This window comes from Rossellomorea vietnamensis (assembly GCF_008180415.1).
GTDB classification, from domain to species: Bacteria; Bacillota; Bacilli; order Bacillales; family Bacillaceae_B; genus Rossellomorea; species Rossellomorea vietnamensis_C.
Genome location: NZ_VTEI01000001.1, coordinates 519931 through 539673, shown reverse-complemented (window position 1 = coordinate 539673; position 19743 = coordinate 519931). Strand labels below are relative to the sequence as shown.

21 protein-coding genes are annotated in these 19743 nt (G+C 43.8%); 12 read left to right on the top strand and 9 right to left on the bottom strand.

Translation table 11 applies throughout. From position 1 onward, the window contains the following. Nucleotides 1–293 precede the first annotated feature (293 nt). The 6 genes from FZC78_RS02505 (at nucleotide 294) to menC (ending at nucleotide 8115) form a co-directional block, all read left to right on the top strand. Nucleotides 294–1700, top strand: coding sequence for an isochorismate synthase (locus FZC78_RS02505; RefSeq protein ID WP_148938103.1), 1407 nt, complete (start codon nucleotides 294–296; stop codon nucleotides 1698–1700). After that, a complete protein-coding gene (gene menD / locus FZC78_RS02500; protein WP_148938102.1) occupies nucleotides 1690–3423 on the top strand; it encodes a 2-succinyl-5-enolpyruvyl-6-hydroxy-3-cyclohexene-1-carboxylic-acid synthase in 1734 nt (577 codons plus the stop codon). The genes FZC78_RS02505 and menD overlap by 11 nt, the downstream gene beginning before the upstream one ends. A gap of 115 nt (nucleotides 3424–3538) precedes the next feature. Next, nucleotides 3539–4339 (top strand): 2-succinyl-6-hydroxy-2,4-cyclohexadiene-1-carboxylate synthase, encoded by an 801-nt coding sequence (gene menH / locus FZC78_RS02495; protein ID WP_148938101.1) that lies wholly within the window; start codon nucleotides 3539–3541, stop codon nucleotides 4337–4339. 14 nt (nucleotides 4340–4353) lie between these two features. Next, nucleotides 4354–5172: a 1,4-dihydroxy-2-naphthoyl-CoA synthase gene (menB, locus tag FZC78_RS02490; protein ID WP_113927219.1), complete on the top strand. Its 819-nt coding sequence runs from the start codon at nucleotides 4354–4356 to the stop codon at nucleotides 5170–5172. Nucleotides 5173–5519: 347 nt separating this feature from the next. Then, nucleotides 5520–7022 (top strand): o-succinylbenzoate--CoA ligase, encoded by a 1503-nt coding sequence (locus FZC78_RS02485; protein ID WP_148938100.1) that lies wholly within the window; start codon nucleotides 5520–5522, stop codon nucleotides 7020–7022. Then, complete coding sequence (gene menC, locus FZC78_RS02480) at nucleotides 7009–8115, top strand: o-succinylbenzoate synthase (protein WP_148938099.1); 1107 nt, start codon at nucleotides 7009–7011, stop codon at nucleotides 8113–8115. The genes FZC78_RS02485 and menC overlap by 14 nt, the downstream gene beginning before the upstream one ends. A 292-nt stretch (nucleotides 8116–8407) precedes the next feature. Here the strand turns inward: menC and FZC78_RS02475 are convergent, their stop codons facing one another. The 3 genes from FZC78_RS02475 to FZC78_RS02465 form a co-directional block, all read right to left on the bottom strand. Then, a complete protein-coding gene (locus FZC78_RS02475; RefSeq protein WP_148938098.1) occupies nucleotides 8408–8563 on the bottom strand; it encodes a DUF1540 domain-containing protein in 156 nt (51 codons plus the stop codon). Between the two features lie 84 nt (nucleotides 8564–8647). Then, on the bottom strand, nucleotides 8648–9676 hold the full coding sequence (locus tag FZC78_RS02470; RefSeq protein ID WP_148938097.1) for a cytochrome d ubiquinol oxidase subunit II: 1029 nt from the start codon (nucleotides 9674–9676) through the stop codon (nucleotides 8648–8650). Nucleotides 9677–9718: 42 nt separating this feature from the next. Beyond that, nucleotides 9719–11071 carry a cytochrome ubiquinol oxidase subunit I gene (locus tag FZC78_RS02465; protein WP_148938096.1) on the bottom strand — a complete coding sequence of 451 codons (1353 nt, stop codon included), beginning with the start codon at nucleotides 11069–11071 and terminating at the stop codon, nucleotides 9719–9721. A 162-nt stretch (nucleotides 11072–11233) separates the two neighbouring features. Here FZC78_RS02465 and FZC78_RS02460 point away from each other — a divergent pair, with 162 nt between their 5' ends. Beyond that, nucleotides 11234–11473: a hypothetical protein gene (locus FZC78_RS02460; RefSeq protein WP_148938095.1), complete on the top strand. Its 240-nt coding sequence runs from the start codon at nucleotides 11234–11236 to the stop codon at nucleotides 11471–11473. Nucleotides 11474–11604: 131 nt separating this feature from the next. Here the strand turns inward: FZC78_RS02460 and FZC78_RS02455 are convergent, their stop codons facing one another. Next, on the bottom strand, nucleotides 11605–12660 hold the full coding sequence (locus FZC78_RS02455; RefSeq protein ID WP_148938094.1) for a metal ABC transporter solute-binding protein, Zn/Mn family: 1056 nt from the start codon (nucleotides 12658–12660) through the stop codon (nucleotides 11605–11607). A gap of 136 nt (nucleotides 12661–12796) precedes the next feature. Beyond that, complete coding sequence (yidD, locus tag FZC78_RS02450) at nucleotides 12797–13033, bottom strand: membrane protein insertion efficiency factor YidD (protein WP_215727401.1); 237 nt, start codon at nucleotides 13031–13033, stop codon at nucleotides 12797–12799. Nucleotides 13034–13431: 398 nt separating this feature from the next. On the opposite strand from yidD, the gene tnpB reads away from it, so the two are divergent. Beyond that, nucleotides 13432–14604 carry an IS200/IS605 family element RNA-guided endonuclease TnpB gene (gene tnpB, locus FZC78_RS02445; protein WP_148938093.1) on the top strand — a complete coding sequence of 391 codons (1173 nt, stop codon included), beginning with the start codon at nucleotides 13432–13434 and terminating at the stop codon, nucleotides 14602–14604. An 80-nt stretch (nucleotides 14605–14684) separates the two neighbouring features. Here tnpB and ytzI read toward each other — a convergent pair whose 3' ends face one another. Continuing rightward, nucleotides 14685–14861, bottom strand: coding sequence for a YtzI protein (gene ytzI, locus FZC78_RS02440; protein WP_148938092.1), 177 nt, complete (start codon nucleotides 14859–14861; stop codon nucleotides 14685–14687). Nucleotides 14862–15000: 139 nt separating this feature from the next. Here ytzI and FZC78_RS02435 point away from each other — a divergent pair, with 139 nt between their 5' ends. Beyond that, entirely contained in the window at nucleotides 15001–15195 is a 195-nt protein-coding gene (locus FZC78_RS02435) for a hypothetical protein (RefSeq protein ID WP_148938091.1), read from the top strand. A gap of 290 nt (nucleotides 15196–15485) precedes the next feature. Here the strand turns inward: FZC78_RS02435 and FZC78_RS02430 are convergent, their stop codons facing one another. Next, nucleotides 15486–15734 (bottom strand): DUF6154 family protein, encoded by a 249-nt coding sequence (locus FZC78_RS02430; RefSeq protein ID WP_252183426.1) that lies wholly within the window; start codon nucleotides 15732–15734, stop codon nucleotides 15486–15488. A gap of 148 nt (nucleotides 15735–15882) precedes the next feature. On the opposite strand from FZC78_RS02430, the gene FZC78_RS02425 reads away from it, so the two are divergent. From FZC78_RS02425 to ytkD, 3 genes are all read left to right on the top strand, one after another. Beyond that, nucleotides 15883–16293, top strand: coding sequence for a phage holin family protein (locus FZC78_RS02425; RefSeq protein ID WP_252183473.1), 411 nt, complete (start codon nucleotides 15883–15885; stop codon nucleotides 16291–16293). Between the two features lie 52 nt (nucleotides 16294–16345). Next, nucleotides 16346–16669, top strand: a complete 324-nt coding sequence (locus FZC78_RS02420; RefSeq protein ID WP_148938089.1) for a hydrolase — start codon at nucleotides 16346–16348, stop codon at nucleotides 16667–16669. Nucleotides 16670–17414: 745 nt separating this feature from the next. Continuing rightward, nucleotides 17415–17891 carry an RNA deprotection pyrophosphohydrolase gene (gene ytkD, locus FZC78_RS02415; protein ID WP_148938088.1) on the top strand — a complete coding sequence of 159 codons (477 nt, stop codon included), beginning with the start codon at nucleotides 17415–17417 and terminating at the stop codon, nucleotides 17889–17891. A 282-nt stretch (nucleotides 17892–18173) separates the two neighbouring features. Here the strand turns inward: ytkD and FZC78_RS02405 are convergent, their stop codons facing one another. After that, nucleotides 18174–18977, bottom strand: a complete 804-nt coding sequence (locus FZC78_RS02405) for an ABC transporter permease (protein ID WP_148938087.1) — start codon at nucleotides 18975–18977, stop codon at nucleotides 18174–18176. Further along, nucleotides 18961–19734, bottom strand: coding sequence for an ABC transporter ATP-binding protein (locus FZC78_RS02400; protein ID WP_148938086.1), 774 nt, complete (start codon nucleotides 19732–19734; stop codon nucleotides 18961–18963). Before FZC78_RS02400 ends, FZC78_RS02405 begins: the two co-directional genes overlap by 17 nt. Between the last annotated feature and the right edge of the window lie 9 nt (nucleotides 19735–19743).

The window sequence follows — 19743 nt, the reverse complement described above, 5'->3', positions numbered from 1 at the left end:
AAAGAGGTTATTATATAATAAGGAAATAAATTGTTGAGCGTTGACACGATAATACGTCAGGTGTATCTTAAAATAGGTTTAAATCTTAAGGAAAAGGCTGTTTTCGTATATATTGCTGCTTTCGGATTTTTCCCCGGATACAAAGGTTTATCTCTCTTAACGGAGAGAGCAGCTCTTTTCTTTCTTATCAGAATATTTTTGGTAAAATATGTCGTTGATTAATTATGGTCATATTAAATGGCAAAAAAGTTTACGAAAAGAGCCAATGGAAAAGGCTTTATGGGGGGATTGTTTTGAGTATTATACAAGATATCAAAATCGGGGGAAGCTTTGACCAGGCTTTGGCGAAAGCGAAGGCTGAAGGCACACCGGTTTTATACAGTGCAGTTCAAAAAGTCAGCCACGTAAACCCCCTTTCATTTTATTCAAAGGGTATCTCTCTATATAATGGAGAACGCTTTTTTTGGAAGGACAAAGAGAATAATACAAAAATCGCCGGTTTAGGCAGCACATATATGGTAAGGAATGATTCGGAGGATAATCGCTACACTTCGATTGAAAATGAGTGGAAGCGCTTAATTGCGAATGCCGTAATAGAGTCCGACCGGGAGATCGCCGGGACGGGACCATTGTTATTCGGCGGGTTTTCGTTTGATCCATCTGTTCCACGGTCTAAAGAATGGTCCGATTTTTCACATGGTATCTTTCAGATGCCGACCTTCATGTTGACCGTTACAGGTCAAGAGTGCTACCTGACGACCAATATCCTGTGTACATCCCAGGATGACGAAGGCTTGCTGGATATTATGGAAAAGAAGCAGGAAGAGCTGCTGGGGCAGAAGGGAGCGGGTACCTCCAATTTGAAATTGGTTGAAACAACGGAAATTGCTCCAGAAGAATGGAAGGAAGCTCTTGAGGAAATAGTTTCTCAGTTGAAAAATGGAGACATGGAGAAGGTTGTGCTGGCGAGGAAGATGCTGATGTCATTCAAGGACAGACCTCAATCAGATGAGGTGATTCAAAACCTGTGGAATGAACAGCAGGACAGCTTCATTTTCTCACTAGAGGTGGCTAACAGCTGCTTCCTTGGCGCCTCCCCGGAACGGCTGGTGAAAAAAGCAGGTGAAGATATCCTTTCTACCTGCCTTGCCGGATCTATAGCAAGAGGAGTCAGTCCGGAAGAGGATTCCAAGTTGGGCGAAAGCCTTCTTCACGATGATAAAAACCTCTATGAACATAATCTTGTGGTGGACATGATCCGTGAAGTCCTGCAGAAATATTGTTCAGAGATCGACATGCCGGATAAACCTGAACTGATGAAGGTAAGAGACATTCAGCATCTCTATACTCCGGTAAAAGGGAAGGTCTATCAAGGGACCTCCATCTTAAACTTCATTGCCAAGCTTCACCCAACCCCTGCTCTTGGCGGGGTACCGAGGGAAAAGGCTATGAAGACGATCAAGCAGGCTGAAAAAATGGACAGGGGCCTTTATGCTGCTCCTGTTGGCTGGATGGATTCATACGGCAATGGCGAATTTGCTGTAGCAATCCGTTCCGGTTTAATTCATAAAGACGAGGCCTATCTATTTTCAGGCTGCGGAGTTGTAGCAGACTCTACAGCGGAAAGCGAATATCGCGAAACACAAATCAAATTCAAACCAATGTTCCGGGCTTTAGGAGGAAATACTGATGGACTATGATCATCAGAAAGCTTTAACCGAATATCTTTCTGCTTTTATAGAAGAATTACATGCTTCGGGAGTCAATAAAGTGGTGATCAGCCCAGGCTCCCGATCCACGCCTCTGGCGCTTCTGTTCGCAAAACACCCAAATGTGGAGGTCTTCATCAATATAGATGAAAGGTCGGCTGCCTTTTTTGCGTTGGGGATGGCTAAAGCGGACAATGAACCTGTCGCAATCCTCTGTACTTCCGGGACGGCCGCTGCGAACTATTATCCTGCGGTCATCGAGGCGCATTATTCACGCGTGCCGCTGGTAGTCCTGACAGCAGACAGGCCTCATGAGCTAAGAGAAATCGGTGCCCCCCAGGCTATTAACCAAATCAATTTATTTGGCAGCCATGTGAAATGGTTCGATGAAATGGCACTGCCTGAACACACCGATTCAATGATTCAGTATGCCAGGAGAGCCGCTTCCCGCGGAACTGCTCTTGCCCGAGGCCTGCCAGAGGGTCCTGTCCACTTTAACTTTCCGCTCAGAGAACCTCTTGTACCCGACATGAATCATGCTTTTAAAGAGGGCAAAGTACAGACTGCGGTCACTACGGGTGCAGGAAGTGTATCAGCTGCAGTACTGCAGCGATTATCGCACCTTCTCGTTCAGAAACGAAAAGGAATCATTGTATGTGGTCCGCAAACGGATTCCAATGTCGTTGATGCTGTTGTCAAGCTGGCAGAAAAGACTGGATTTCCAGTGCTTGCCGATCCGCTTTCTTCCTTAAGAAGCGGAAGTCATGATAAATCCAATGTCATTGACGGCTATGATAGTTTCCTGCGCATAGAGAAGTTTAAAGAATCGGTGCAGCCTGATATTGTCATCCGTGTGGGAGCAATGCCTGTTTCGAAAGCATTGACTCTTTATCTTAAGAATCAGGATATCGAGCATTGGGTCGTGGATTCCGGGGGGAGCTGGCGAGATCCCGCTGGTAAAGCCACGGAAATGATTTTTGCAGATGAAGCAGAATTTTTAACTTCTCTGTCCGATTCTATAGAAAACACTCTTTCCGATGAAGGCTGGCTTGAGAAGTGGATAGCCATCAACGGTAAAACACAAGCGTTGATAGCAGATTATCAAAGCGGGAATGAACCATTGGATGAAGGAATGGCAATGAGAAGTTTAATTGATTCCTTGCCTGAGGACTCGATTATATTTGCCAGCAACAGCATGCCGATCCGGGATCTGGATACCTTTTTCTCTAACAATGATAAAAGAATACGAGTACTGGGAAACCGGGGTGCAAATGGGATTGACGGAGTGGTGTCCACGGCCTTGGGAGTCAGCACGAGTGGAAAGCCAACCTGCCTGGTAATTGGCGATCTTGCTTTTTACCATGACATGAATGGTTTGTTAGCCGGAAAAATGCACGGTTTGAATTTGAAGATTCTGCTGGTCAATAATAATGGCGGGGGCATTTTCTCTTACTTGCCTCAGGCAAAAGAAAAAGATCATTTTGAACATCTATTTGGCACTCCTGCAGATCTTGATTTCAGCCATGCGGCTAACTTATATGGCGCAGCTTATTGGAAAGCAGAGACCCATGAAGGGTTGACAAAAGCGTTGGCACATTGGCAATCTGCCCAAGGCCTGTCCATCATTGAAGCAATCACAAACAGAGATGAAAATGTCCGTAACCATCGAGAAATGTGGAATAATGTTTCCCGGGAAATAGAAAAGCTGCTATAGTTCGGTGGAATATTTGAGAAAGTCCACGAATAACTGGGCAGAAACGCAGAATTTAGCTTTTCAACTCTAATAAGAGCTGGCCGGAAATTAAATATTTTTTTCAGGGGTTTTGCTAATGGTTATTAATGGTGTCCCTTACCATATCGATATCAGAGGTGAAGGCACTCCTGTACTGCTTCTTCATGGATTTACAGGTGATGGCAGTACATGGGATCACCTTCTTCCATACTTAAATAATTACAAATCAATTGCCGTGGACCTCCTGGGACATGGCAAAACGGATTCACCTGAAGATCCTCAACGGTACAGGATAGAACAAGCAGTGGAGGATTTAAGTGTTCTTCTGGAAGAGTTAGATATCACTGAAGTATATCTTCTTGGCTATTCTATGGGCGGAAGACTGGCACTTGCCTTTGCCTCAGCATACCCTGAAAAGGTTAAAGCCTTGATCTTAGAAAGTTCATCACCGGGATTGAAAACGGAAGATGAACGGAAGCTAAGGGCAGAAGGGGATGAAAAGCTCGCGGATATGATCCTGTCTCAAGGGTTGAATGAATTTGTTGATTATTGGGAAGGAATTCCCTTGTTTTCATCTCAAAAACGGCTTCCGGCAGCTGAGCAGGAAGCGATCAGGCAGAACAGGCTTTCGCAGAACCCGATTGGTCTCGCTAACAGTTTAAGAGGGATGGGGACAGGCAGCCAGCCGAGCTATTGGAAGGAATTAAGTAATCTTCCGATGGGGATGCTTTATATAGTAGGAGAACTGGACAGGAAATTCTGCAGGATTGCTGTGGAAATGAAAGAAAGCGCGCGGAATGCTTCTGTTATAAAAGTTCCTGGCGCAGGTCATGCATTACATGTGGAAGAACCTGAAAAGTTTGGTACAATAGTAAGGAAGTTCTTAAAGAATACATAAGGAGGTTTCCCGTTATGTCATTTGAATGGGTAAGCGCAAGAAATTATGAAGATATTCTATATGAAACATATAATGGAATAGCGAAAATCACGATTAATCGTCCTGAGGTCCGCAATGCATTCCGTCCGAAAACAGTTATGGAACTGATTGATGCTTTTGCTTATGCAAGAGACGATTCCAATGTAGGCGTCATCATTCTTACAGGTGCAGGAGAGCATGCATTCTGCTCTGGAGGAGATCAGAGAGTCCGCGGACATGGCGGATACGTTGGGGAAGATGAAATTCCTCGTTTGAATGTTCTTGACCTTCAGCGTTTGATCCGTGTAATTCCTAAGCCGGTCATCGCAATGGTAGCAGGATATGCTATCGGCGGAGGCCACGTGCTTCATGTTGTATGTGACATCACAATCGCTGCAGACAATGCTGTATTCGGACAAACTGGTCCAAAAGTGGGCAGCTTTGACGCAGGATACGGTGCTGGTTACCTGGCGCGTATCGTGGGCCACAAGAAAGCGAAAGAAATCTGGTACCTATGCCGCCAGTATGGCGCAGAGGAAGCTCGGGAAATGGGCTTGGTCAACACGGTGGTACCTTATGAGAAGCTCGAAGAAGAAACGGTTCAGTGGGCATCTGAAATGCTTGAGAAGAGCCCGACTGCACTTCGTTTCCTGAAAGCGGCATTCAATGCAGATACAGACGGTCTTGCTGGTCTTCAGCAGCTTGCTGGTGATGCAACACTTTTATATTACACAACAGAAGAGGCGAAAGAGGGCCGCGATGCGTTCAAGGAAAAACGCAAGCCGGACTTCGGACAATTCCCTCGTTTTCCTTAATAGGAAAGATGTTGGGTCAGCTTGATGGGATTTCCCATCAAGCTTTTTTCAAATTTACTAATTCATTTAGTTGAAGTGATGCGGCTCGTTGATAGTATGAGCAAAGTGGCTGATAGAACTGGGGAAGCGGCTGATAGGATGAGCAAACCGGTTGATAGGGGAACAAAGCGGCTGATAGGCCGCGGAGATAGTTGATAGAACCAGTAAACTCGTCGACAGATTGGTAAAAGCCATGTTCAAACCAACAAAACGCCTGCTAGTACCAGGGTGCTCATTAGCTGCCTACATACAAACATACTTAGCATTACAAATTAAAGAATGAAACACAGTTGATTGGAGACTTCAAAATGGAGAAACATTTATTCCTGCCCAACTTATTAAAACAGAGAGCCTTCTTGACTCCAGAAAGAAGAGCGTTAACTTTTGAAAAGGAATCTTATACTTTCAGGGAAGTATTTAAGGTTGCAAGCAGGTGGGCCGGGGCGCTGCAAAATCAGTTTGATCTAAAGAAGGGAAGTAAGGCTGGAGTCCTGATCAAAAATACAAAAGAAGGTTACTTCCTTCTGCTTGCTCTTCAGCAGGCAGGTATAACGGCAGTGATGCTGAATAACCGCCTGACTTTTGATGAACTGCGGTTTCAAGTACAGGATACCAGTATTAAGGCACTACTTTATGATGAGGAATTCCAGACTCATGCGTTAGAGTTGAAGAAGTATATTCAGGAAGAACATGTTATCTCGCTCTCTGAGATGGAGTCTAAGCAGAATGGTGAATTTCTCCCCGAGGAACAAGTGGAGATGGATAGTGTCTGTACCATTATGTATACGTCCGGAACGACAGGCAAGCCAAAGGGAGTGCTGCAATCATACAATAATCATTGGTGGAGCGCAGTAGGGTCTGCTTTGAATCTGGGGCTCAAGGATACCGATGTTTGGCTGTGTGCTGTTCCGCTGTTTCATATCAGCGGTTATTCAATTTTGATGAGAAGCCTCATTTATGGAATGGAAATCAATCTTCATGAGAAGTTTGATGAAGAAGTTATTAACCTTGAGCTGAAAAATGGCGGTGTTACGATCATCTCAGTCGTCAGTGCTATGCTTCAGAGACTTCTGAAGAACCTTGGCGAGGGAGGTTATCATCCCGACTTCCGCTGCATGCTGCTTGGCGGAGGGCCGGCACCGAAAAGTATGCTGGAACAGTGTAAGGACCAAAGAATCCCTGTCTTTCAAACGTATGGGATGACCGAGACCTCTTCACAATTTGTTACTTTATCACCTGAAGACAGCCTCACTAAACTGGGGTCTGCAGGAAAGCCTTTATTTCCGTGTGAATTAAAGATAATACATAGCGGGAAAGAAGCTCCGGCCAATGTACAAGGTGAAATAGCTGTCAGAGGTCCCAATGTAACCAGAGGGTATTATAATCGGGAAGAAGCTAACCAAGCGAGCTATGTTGATGGCTGGTTCTTGACGGGGGATATTGGCTATCAGGATGATCAAGGCTTTCTCTATGTTCTGGACAGGCGTTCAGACTTAATCATATCCGGAGGCGAAAATGTCTATCCTGCTGAAATTGAGTCCGTCCTGGCTGCTCATCCTGCTATCACAGAGGCAGGTGTCATAGCCCTTCCATCTGAGGAATGGGGGCAGGTTCCAGCTGCTTTTATCGTAAAAGAAAGCCCGCTTACTGTGTCTGAAGTGAAGGATTTTTGCCGAAACAGTCTTGCGGGGTACAAGGTTCCTCATCATTTTTACTTTATAGAAAGCCTGCCCAGGAATGCATCAAATAAACTGCTGCGCAAGGATTTAAGGGAGCTTATCGAAAAGGGGAATTTTAATGAAGATCGATAAGGTGATCATTCATGTCATAAAAATGGAGCTGAAGAAGCCTTTTTCGACACATCTTGGCACGTTGAAAGACCGCGAAGGCATTATTGTGGAGGTAGTGGATGAAAACGGAATCAGGGGATACGGAGAAGGAGTTGCCTTCAGCACTCCGTGGTATACGGAGGAAACCGTCGGCACTTCGCTTCATATCCTTAAAGAGGTATTAATTCCGCTGTTATTGAAATCAACATTGGTTCATCCCCGGGAAGCTTCCTCATTGTTCTCAACTGTAAGAAGAAACAATATGGCAAAAGCTGCTTTGGAGTGTGCTGTTTGGGATCTGTTTGCTAAACAGCTGGATAAGCCGTTGTGGAAGGTGCTCGGCGGAACCAGGGAAGTGATTGCGGCGGGTGCGGTAGCTGGTGCTCCTTCCGTCTCCCAAACCGTTGAGCAGGTTCATGAGTTCGTCAGGGATGGTTATGAACGAATTAAAGTGAAAATTTCACCTTCAAGTGACTATAAATTGATAAAAGAGATTCGGCAGGAGTTTCCACATCTGCGGTTGATGGCAGATGCCAACTCTGCGTATACATTGGACGATATCGAAAGGTTAAAGAGGCTGGATGAGTTTCATTTGGAGATGATCGAACAGCCTTTGGGAATTGACGACATTTATGAGCACAGCCTGCTTCAAAAGAATATGAAGACCAGTATATGTCTTGATGAAAGTATCACCTCCTTCCATGACGCAAAGAGTGCCATAGCTTTGGGAAGCTGCGGCTACATCAATATCAAGCTTGGCAGGGTCGGCGGCTACTCGACCGCAGTGTCCATTCAAGACCTTTGCGGCCGTGAAGGGGTGCGGGTCTGGTGCGGAGGCATGATTGAATTCGGGATATCCCGTGCCCATAACATTGCCCTTTCGACATTGGAAGGCTTTGATTTCCCAGGGGATATTTCTTCGTCATCACGTTACTGGGAACAGGATATCATCGAGCCGGAAATCCAGGTCAGCAATGGAAAAATTAATGTATCTAAGGAAGCGGGAATTGGTGTGGAGCTGAACCGAAAGAGGCTGAAGGAAGTCTCTTTGTTTACAGAGGAGTATTCGCTTTGACAATTGGCGTGAACACCATTTTAAAAATGCTTTTCATTTTTAAAAAGACTCAAACTTTGTTGCTATATTAATTTTAACTTCGTAAGATAACCGCTTTTAGTTCTGGTAAGCCAAATAAAAGAACTGCTCCACTTACCTAGGAGGATTGGAGCGGAAGGTGCCCGATCTCCCGCGGAGTTGCACCTGTAGTGGAAATCAACAACTCAATTCATAAACTCGGAAAAAGAGCCAGTACTTAAATTTGAATTTGCAAGCAGAAGGGAGGCTGAAAGAATCAGCCTCCCTTTTTACATTATGAAATCGGTTCAAATGTTTTACAGTCAGTTTCATGCTGGTCATCAGCCTGTTTCCCTGTATGGCTGACCACATAAATTTGTTCGGCACCACAGTGGTTCCCTTTTTTCCAAAAATGACAGTTGTTAACTTCACAGAGTACGTCCTTTGCCATCATCATCACTCCCATGTTAGAAATGCCGTACATGGTTAGTTTTAATGGTTAGGGGTGATTTTATGAATGGTAACAATATCTTTTCTAGGTCTTCTGCTTCAAATAGCGTTTGTCATTCATGAACAAACTCCAGAAATACACAAAGCCGGGAAACAGAATGGCAAATCCGACGATATAGGTGATAAAGACGGCTTTGAAAGAATTAGGATCAGTAAAGCCGGATTGGATTGTCACCTCGGGATAGATGATATACGGCAGATGTGCTTTCCCGTATACGTAGCTMGCAATCAGATATTGAAGCGTAATGGCAATCACAGCAATTCTGGGCATTCCCTTGATCCCTTTTTTATCAGTGGGTAAAAAAAGTGCTCCGCCGGCAACCAGGAATCCGAGCAGTGAAAGTGTAAGGAGAAGCTGGTCTTCCATCATCTTCTCATAAATCCAGGATGCTTCCGTCTGCATGGTGAACATGATCAGTAATGCCGTAACAAGGGACAGCGGTCCTGTTATCATGGCATCCCTCCGATAGACCCTGTAAGCCTCCAGTTCATCCGAAGCTTTAGAATAGTCAGCCAGTAAAAGGGAGGATAAGAACAGCGTCGAGCTGATGGCAAATCCGATGAAGGCATATTCATGCGGACTTGTGAACAATTCTCCCAATTGTAATGTCTGGCCATTTTCGAAATCGACAAATTCCCCATGTGATATGGGTAAAACGCTAATGAGCAGCCCTGGAATCAAAAGCCCCGTTATACCGGAAATATAGGTCAGGATCTTCCGGTAATCATCGGCAACATGAGAAAAGACAAGAAAAGCACTTCTAAGGGCAAGCAGCAATAGAATCATACTGCCCGGAACTAAAAGAACGGTACCGAGTGAATAGGCAGCTCCCGGAAAGAAACTGTAGATTGCTACAACAATCGCTACGATAAAAGTATTGGTCACTTCCCAGGTAGGGGACAGATATCGGTTTGCGATATTGGTCGCTTTCGTTTTTTCGTGGTTGATATAGACCATGGACCAGAAGCCCGCTCCGAAATCCATGGTGGCCATGACGGCATAGATGAAGACAAACCCCCATAAGACCGTGATGGCCAATAATTCATTCGACATCTTTTCACCTCCATAGGTGTTCTTCAGTGTATGTAATTGAGGTTACGAGAAAAATCCAGTCTCTGTGTGTTCCACTTTATTTAAATCATCTTCAGCAGGATGTCTTTTGAAGTAGTACATGAGTACCGATACTACCGCAATTCCCAACACTACATAAACCGATGTAAAAGCGACAAACAGTGTTGCAAGGTTTCCCGTTGTGGTCACGGAATCCTCAGTGCTCAACATCCTGTAGATGGTCCATGGCTGCCTCCCTGTACAGGCAAAAATCCAGCCGAATTCAATTGCCAGGATGGACAAGGGTCCTCCAGTAATAAATAGCAGCATCATCCACTTCGGGAAGCGGTCTTTTTTCATCAGCTTGTTCCAAACGAAAGCCATCAAACCTAGTAAAATCAATAGGCTGCCTATCCCGACCATTGCGTTAAAAAGCGTATGGACGAAAAGGGGAGGCCAGTATTCTTCCGGAAAATCATTTAATCCGATCACTTCCGTTTTAAAACTGTCCCCGGCCAGAAAGCTCAGAGCCCAAGGAATTTCAATCCCCCACTTCACTTCCTGTGTCTCTCTATCAGTGAACCCTCCGATGGCCAGCGGAGCATATCGCTGTGTTTCAAATAATCCTTCAGCCGCGGCAAGCTTTTCCGGCTGGTACTCATGAAGCATTTGGGCCGATTCATGGCCATTGATGGCGGTGAAAAAGGCGAATATCCCTCCAATGATCAAACCCAGCATCAAGGCTTTTTTATGGAATTTATAAACCCGGCTGCCAAAGTCCGCTTTCATCATTTTGTAGGCAGCAACAGAGGCAATAACAAATCCGCCCGTTACATAGGCAGACAGCGCAACATGTCCAGCCGTAACAAAGAAGCTGGGATTAAAAAAGGCCTTCCATGGATCCACATCGACAATCTCGCCATTGACCATCCTGAACCCGGCAGGAGTACCCTCAAAGGCATGAACATTTGTAATGAGGACAGCGGACGCCAATCCCCCCAGCACCACGAATGTCAGGCTCAAAATCCTCATCCATGGAGCAATACGATTAGCGGCATATACATAAATCGACATAAATAATGCTTCCACAAAAAAGGCATAGATTTCAATCTGGAACGGCAGCGCCATTACTCTTCCGACGACCTCCATAAAACCAGGCCAAAGAAGTGAAAGCTGCACACCGGCAATCGTACCGGAAGGAATTCCCACTCCAAGAAGGACAGCAAAAGCTTTAGTCCATCTTTTCCCCATGATTTCATACTCGCGGTCCTTCGTTTTCTGATAAAGCAGTTCTGCAATCAAAATCATCATCGGGATGGCGACACCCAGCGTCGCAAAGATGATGTGAAATCCCATAGTTGTCCCGAACATCGACCGTGCAATGACTAAATCATCCATAATGATACTCCTTTAAGTAAGTGATTGACGGTTATATTCTTCTCTATAAGATAGAAATTATGCAGAGTTATCCAATTGAGGGAAATTGATTTTTGCTAATGGAACAGGAGTGTAGGAAAGAAGGGATTATGCAGGCAAGCTGCAGAGTGCAAGGGGCAGTGAATGTCCAAAGATGCCGAATATTTTATCGGCGGAACTAGCTGCTTTATCGGAGGAAAAGCCCCGTTTATCGTCGGAATTGGAGGATTTATCGGCGGAAAAGCCCTATATATCGGCGAAGTTGGTGAATTTATCAGCGGGAAGGTCCTGTTTATCGGCGGAATCGGAGGATATATCGGCAGAAGCAGCTTTGCTTTTCGAGAAACAGGATTTCCGATAAGACAAGCGGCTCAAAGAGGATAAGAACAAGTGTGATGAACTTTTACTTTATCAGCGGAAGAAGGGATTTATCGTATAAAAACAACGTCTTCAAACACTCAGCAGTGGATAACACAATAAAAAAAGTGCTGACCATTTAAGTCAGCACTTCAATATCACTCACTGCCAAGGGCTTTCTGCAGTGTTTCTATATTCTCATTCATCAAATCAAAATAGTCTTTCTCTTCGTCAATATCTTCCTGGGTACGGACACCGAGATTGTGTAAGAAAAGTTCTTCAGCACCGATTTCCTTTTGCACCACTTCAGTCAAACGGGATGATCCGTTTTGTTCAAAGATGATATATTCAATGTTGTTTTCCCGGGCTGAATCGATAATTTTTTTTAACTCCTGCTGAGACGGTTCGTCCGTTGATGAAATTCCGGAAATGGCTACCTGTTCGATGCCGTAGCGTTGTTCCCAATATCCATAGGCTGCGTGGGCAACGAAAATTTGGCTGTGTTCAGCATGAGCGGAAGTTTCTTCAAAAGATTCGTTTAGTTCATCCAGTTGAGCGACTAACTTTTCGTAATTCTCTTTAAATGTTTCTTCTTGTTCAGGCATTTTTTCGGTAAGTGCTTCATAGATGCTGTGCGCTAATTCTTTTGAATAAACTGGATCAAGCCAAACATGCGGGTCGGTGTCATGATCATGGCCATCGCCTTCTTCGTGGGAATTCCCGCCAGAATGATCTTCCTCCTCTTCGTGTGCATGCTCATCAGAATGACCTTCTTCTTCTTCGTGTGCATGCTCATCAGAATGACCTTCGTCCTCTTCATGTGCATGCTCACCCTCGCCGCCTTCAAGACTGCCTTCCAGTTCAGCTCCTGCAGCCACCAATGTTACATTCTCGTTCTCCAAGACTTTCTCAGCTTTATCGACAAAGCCTTCTAATCCTAATCCGATGTAGAAGAATAGGTCTGCATCGGATAATTTCATCATATCTTTTTGGGAAGGTTCAAATGTGTGCTCATCGGCACCAGGAGGATAGATTGATTCTGTTTCAACATATTCTCCTCCGATTTTTTCAGTGAAGTCACTTAATGGATAGACAGTTGTATAAACTTTTAAAGTATCAGAATCAGTGCTGTTTCCTCCGTCAGTTTCTGTTCCTCCGCAAGCTGCCAGCAGCAATAGGAAAGTGATGCTGGCAAATATTTTTAAACGTTTCATGTTTTTCCTCCTCGGTCAGTATCAATAGTATGGGCAAATTCAGAATTATTTTTATTGAATAAAAAGTAATGATTACGATTTGTGTTCCCTAAATGATTTTACTACCCCAAGAAGATTAATGCAAGAAAAAAAACCATCAAGATTTTTTTCTTGATGGCCACTCTTCGGGAACGTTGTCGATCCCTCCTGGATGAAAAGGATGACACTTCACTATTCTTTTTATGGTCAGCCAGCCTCCCCGCAGGGCTCCAAATCGTTTAATGGATTCCATGCCATAATGGGAACAGGTTGGATAAAATCGGCAAGTAGGAGGCTTTAAAGGGGAAATAACCATTTGGTAAAAACGGATCAGCCCAAGAAAAATTTTCTTCATAATCTGCCCCCTGAACGCTAATATATCAGAAATATAACACGGTGGAAGTTTAATTGAAAATAAATAATACAGTTTGTATGCTGTCTTGTCAGCTTTTCCACCCTGTGGGTCTATGTACAACAAGCGAAGGGAGTAGTATCATCAGGTGCAGCAACAGTAAGGATTAAGGACCTAGTAAAAAGAGAGCCCATGTGAAATACGGCCCTCTTCTCATCAGCTCTCTTTATCTAAAAAATGGCGAGAAAACTCCCTCTTCAAGCGTGTGAAGGGCATAGCCCGACGGGAAGGGGGAGATGAATCGCCTGCCTTTTGGTCTTTACTAAAAAAACTTCGAAAGAAACATATGTTCCCATGGTGCCATCTTTCTTGGTATAATTACTACAAGGAGGTGAAACCATTTGAATGTTAAAAAAACCTTTAAATTCAGGATCTATCCAAATCACCAACAAATTGAATTAATCAATAAAACGTTCGGTTGTTCCCGGTTCATCTACAACTATTTTGTTGGGAAACAAAAGAACAAAGACGCTTATTGGTCTATCGTAAATGAAATGGTACAGAATGGACAGCTTTCACAGAACAATTGGAAAGGTGAATTTTTCAACAAGAACCAATCCATCAAAGCTGTTCGAGAGCTCAAGAAGACCTATTCATTCTTGAAAGAAGTCGATAGTATTGCCCTTCAGAAATCAGTTGAAATCGTTCATGATTCCTACACACGATATTACAAGAAACAAAATCGTTTACCTCGCTTCAAATCGAAGAAGAACCCCGTTCAATCCTATACCACAAAGTTTGTGAACGGGAATATACAAGTGAAAGATCAACACATCAAATTGCCAAAACTCGGCCTGGTTCGCTTTGCCAAGAGTCGTGAGGTGGAAGGCCGAATAATGAACGCCACCATTCGACGAAATCCTTCAGGTAAGTTCTTCGTTTCAATCTTGGCTGAATCAGCAGTTCAACACTATAAGAAAACCGGCACCTCTGTCGGAATCGACGTAGGTTTGAAGGATTTCGCAACTCTTTCAGATGGCACAACTTATAAAAACCCCCGCTTTTTCCGTACACTAGAAAAGAAAATAATGAATGCCCAACGCATTCTTTCAAGGAGGCAATTGGGTTCTTCGAATTGGACTAAACAAAAAAAGAAAGTTGCCCGGCTGCACGAAAGAATCGCTAATGCAAGAAAAGATATGTTGGACAAAATCTCTACCGAAATAGTCAAAAACCACGACATTATCGGCATTGAAGATTTGTCCGTCGAGAAAATGTTAAAAAACAAAGACCTTTCAAAAGGAATCAGTGAAGTAAGCTGGGCTCAATTCAGGTCTATGTTGGAATACAAATCCTTATGGTACGGTAAACAGGTGATAGCCGCAGCGAAAAATTTCCCTTCCAGCCAGCTATGTTCTGTATGCAATCATAAGTATAAAGCCGTTAAAGATCTTGCGTTGCGTGAATGGACCTGTCCAAAATGTAAAAGCAGCCATCAAAGGGATCTTAATGCAAGTATAAATCTTCGCAATGAAGCATTGCGATTAACCGCAGGGACTGCGGGGATAGCCTAACCAAAAATGAACCAATAGGTTTGTGTTCTTAGGAATCCCCCACTTCAAGCGACCTGTAAGGGCGGTAAGTGGGGGGGAGTTCAAGATTGTTTATCTTCGCTTTTATGTGGATCATCATCGTTATCAAGGTGGGGATTGTTCTCAATCGGATCCACCGTGTGCTTATAGTCATACGCCTTGCTGGTGGTCAGAACGCTTACCAAAATGATTATGACAATAAGGATGATGGAGATAACGAGTACACCTGTATAACCCATAACTGATTCCTCCCTTTACGCTTATTTTACCATGAAGGTGAAAACTAGTTAATACTATTCCTATTATCCCGGACATCTGTTAGTTTTAAAGTAGTACTCCTATGATGATACATACATTTTGACTAAGAGAAGAGGAACCATGATGAACTTATCTGCAATGATGAGCAGGCAGACGGCTGAACTTCAGCATACTTTGAATTTGAGCCTTCTGCAAAGTCAAATGGCATCTCAGATGGCTGGAGCTGCAGCCATGATGGAAAATATGACTGAGACAGCCCAAATGAAAGAAGCTCCTCATCCTTTTAAAGGCGGCTCTGTCGACTTAAAAGGATAAGGAAAACCCCGCAAGAATCTTGCGGGGTTTTTTGCTGCTCAAAAAATTATAAAATCAACCTCTGTGGGTCAAATACTCAAAGAGAATAAAAGGGAAGACCGCCTTTTTTTCTCTTTGGAACATTTGCCTGTCGGAGCTGTTCTAGGCGCTTACGCTTTTGATCCGTCCAGCTTCAGCGCCTAGCCCCTCGGGGTCAAATAACCCAAAGAGAATAAAAGGGAAGACCGCCTTTTTTTCTCTTTGGAACATTTGCCTGTCGGAGCTGTTCTAGGCGCTTACGCTTTTGAGCATTAATGGATATTCCTTCTGTAATTATGGACATTTTCATGATCCCCGGATGTCAGCTTTTCTTTTAATGTTTCCAGTATGTATAAGCGGATAAAATATTGTAGTTCTTCGTTGTCCATTTCTTCAATAATACTTAGAAGTTCTTTTCTGGATGATTCTTCGAGTATTGTCAAAGCGATCATATCCAAATCTTCGTCAGTTCCTCTGATCTTTCCTCTGTATATTTCGTACAGCTCCTCCACCAGCTTCATGTCTTCCACCTCCTGACTCATTTTTTTCATATTTATAACCGTAAGGATTCTTTCTTCATATGATAGAGAGAGGGACAACCACTTAATAAATATTTACCCTTTTTTCAACAGGTTAATCACATTTTGTTTTCAGAGGGGAGGGAATGGAATGAACAAAATGATTATTCCATTTGCGTCAATTATCACCTCGACAGTGTCCAATATGACGAGCAGCGGCTGGAGCCAACTGCTGATGGTACTGATCATTGCCATGATTCTTGATTATATAACTGGATTGATTGCGGCAGGAATAAACGGCGAACTTTCGAGCAGCACAGGGATGAAAGGAATCGGAAAAAAAGTTCTTGTCTTCAGCTTGGTAGCTGCCGCCCACCTTATTGATACTATACTTGGAAATCAGCATATTATTCGGGATTCCACCATAATTTTTTATATCTGCAATGAAATCCTATCCATCATTGAAAATGCAGGCCGGGCTGGACTGCCGATACCTCCTTTATTGAGGGGGGCCGTTAAATCTCTGCGAAATAAAATCACCAGGAAAAATAAATCTGAATAAATTTTCTCTGTTTGAGGGAAAAGATTAATAACATTGTAAAGGGGTGGAACTCATGGCAGAAGAAAAACATGACTACTACATTGAAATCGCAACAGGAGAAATATCCAGAAGTTCTACCGATTCTCCTTGGAACTTTAAAATAGCAGCCACTGATGAGGAAATCACCAGGTTAAGGGAAGTGTTTGACCAGCAGCATTCAACAGACTGGAGAAACTTCTACCGAGCCCATACACCCTATCTTCAATATCACTTCGATAAAGATAATGATGCCTATGATGACAACCTGCTTCATGTCTACCAGATGATTTATACACTCGGAGATGAGGAAGCCAAGCAGCATATCAAGAGCATGGGTATTTTGACCGATCTTACTTAACAGCATTCTATAGAGTGCTGTTTTTTTGTTGCGGGAGGGAAAGGATACCAAGCGGGCGTCTAGCTGCCCAAACGTCACAGAAATTAAGGTGGAAAGTGCAGTTTGACTAGGATAATGAAAGTATGAGAGAAAGCAAAGTGTTTTTCTTCTATGACAAGCTTTTTATATCTGTTTAAGGCTTGTGTTGATTATTCATATGAAGGATTTGAAGAAGAATAGTATAATGGGGGTAATCAATTTTTCGTTTATACTCCCAGATACCGATAAGTATGAGTTTATCTGTTAAACTGGTGGATACATGAGTGAGCGTATTTGAAGAGAGATGTGTATCCAGGCATCGGATGTGGATACATGAGTGAGCGTATTTGAAGAGAGATGTGTATCCAGGCATCGGATGTGGGTACATGAGTGAGCGTATATGAAGAGAGATGTGTATCCAGGCATCGGATGTGGGTACATGAGTGAGCGTATATGAAGAGAGATATGTATCCAGGCATCGGATGTGGATACATGAGTGAGGTATTTGAAGAGAGATATGTATCCAGGCAGCAGATGTGGATACATGAGTGAGCGTATATGAAGAGAGATGTGTATCCAGGATGCAGATGTGGGTACATGAGTGAGCGTATATGAAGAGAGATGTGTATCCAGGATGCTGGTGTAGTACCAAGAATTGTGGGTCGATCCAGCTAAATAGAACATCTAAGATGAAAAATATCAGTCTACATAGAAATGGTGAAATCAAATGGAAAAATTTTTAGACTACAATGGATACCAGGTTGAACTGTCATTAGGTGCCGCTGACTTCCAGATCATACCTAAACATGTATTGGTGATCGCCATTTATAAAGGTGGATGGCTCTTGACCCGCCATAAAATAAGGGGGCTTGAGTTTCCAGGTGGGAAAGTGGAAGAGGGAGAAACACTTGAGGAAGCCGCCAAACGAGAACTGTATGAAGAAACTGGCGGAAAGGCCTCGCAGCTCATTCGGATTGGAACTTATAAGGTAAACCAGCAGAAGCCCTTTGCCAAAGCGATCTTTTTTGCTGAAGTAAATTTTCTGCAGGATAAGGGAGACTACCTTGAAACAGATGGACCGCAGATTTGGAGCGGAGATTTGAAGTCGGTAAAAGAAGATGATCGTTTCAGCTTCGTGATGAAGGACGATGTTGTTACTCAATCATTGAAGTATTTGTGTGAGCAGGGGTTTATACAAAAGTAAGGTATGCCGTCTAGTTCCAGCGCCTAGCCCCTCGGGGTCAAATAACCCGGAGAGAATAAAAGGAAAACCGCCTTTTTTCTCTCCGGAACATTTGCCTGTCGGGGCTGTTCGAGGCGCTTGCACTTTTGTTTCCGTCTAGTTCCAGCGCCTGAGGGTCCGTACCCACCGGAACGGACTTAGCCCCTCGGGATCAAATAACCCGGAGAGAATAAAAGGAAAACCGCCTTTTTTTCTCTTCGGAACATTTGCCTGTCGGGCTGGTCAAGGCGCTGCACTTTTGTGTTAAAACTTTATTAATGTTTTCTCTAATAATTCTACAACTTTATACATAAGCGTGGCAAACACTGCGATGATCAGCAGTGAGAGTAATACGAGCGAGAAGTTGAATACCTGGAAACCGTATATGATCATATAGCCGAGTCCTTTGGCTGAAACCAAGAATTCACCGACAATCACGCCTACCCAGGATAAGCCCACGTTGACCTTTAGTGTGGAGATGATTGTTGGAAATGATGCAGGCAGAATCGCTTCTTTAAAGGTCTGTGCCCGGGTTGCACCGAATGTTTGCATGACTTTCAGGTAGTTGGGGTCGACTTCCCTGAAAGAGGTGTAGACCACGATGGTCGTGATGATGATGGAGATGATGGCTCCCATGGCTATGATGGAAGTTAAACCGGGTCCCAGGGCAACAATCAGTATCGGTCCCAAGGCTACTTTCGGCATAGCGTTCAGAATGACAAGATAAGGGTCGAGTACTTTGGACAAAAATGGCGACCACCATAAGACGGCAGCAAGTAAAGTGCCCAGCAGTGTACCAAGGATAAATCCTGCAACGGTCTCCCCTAATGTAATGGTGATATGCGTGATGAGTGAACCGTCTCCTATCTTTTCGATAAACAGATTTCCTATCTTATAAGGAGAGCTGAAAATCAGGGGATCAATCCATTTTAAGCGGCTTGCTGTTTCCCATATTGAAAAGAAGGAGATGAAAATCAGCAGCTGATACAACCGGACCATTTTTCGTTCTTTTTTCAGGTTCTGCAAAAAATGATTATGCTGTTTTTCAATGTTACTTTGAGGACTCAAGTGTCTCCAACTCCTTCCATATGCCTTGAAAGCAGACTGAATAGGATTCATGGTTTCTTGCGTGGAAAGGCACCAGTTCCCTGAGCTCTTTCGGTACATCAACTACTTTGTGGATTCTGCCAGGTTTTGCGGATAGAAGGACAACCCTGTCACTCATCGCAATGGCTTCACCGATATCATGGGTGACAAGCAGTGCTGTTTTGTTGAATGACTTTAACGTTTGAAATACGAGATCCTCAAGCTTCAGTTTGGTTTGATAATCGAGGGCGGAAAAAGGTTCATCGAGCAGAAGCAGTTTTGGCTCCAGTGCTAGAGTGCGGACAAGTGCAGCTCGCTGTCTCATTCCACCTGACAACTGGTCAGGAGATTGCTTCGCGACTCCTTCCAGGCCGATTTCATCCAGCATGTTCATGGCCCAAGCCTTCTTTTCGGCGGTCAGCCGATTCATTGTTTTTAACCCAAGCAGGATGTTTTCCTCGATATTCTTCCACGGAAACAAATAGTCCTGCTGAAGCATATAGCCGATTTTATTTTTGTTCTTTTCTATTGACTCTCCTTCAATGGTGACTCTTCCGGAACTGGGGTGGAAAAGACCTGCAATGATGGAAAGCAATGTGGTTTTTCCGCATCCGCTTGGACCGAGAAAAGAGACAAATTCTCCTTCCGTCACAGTCAATGAGATGTCTTCCAGAGCCGTGGTGGCAGAGTCTTGTGTGAAATAGGTATGATGAATGCTGTCTATTTTGAGAAGCTCCATTCGGTATCC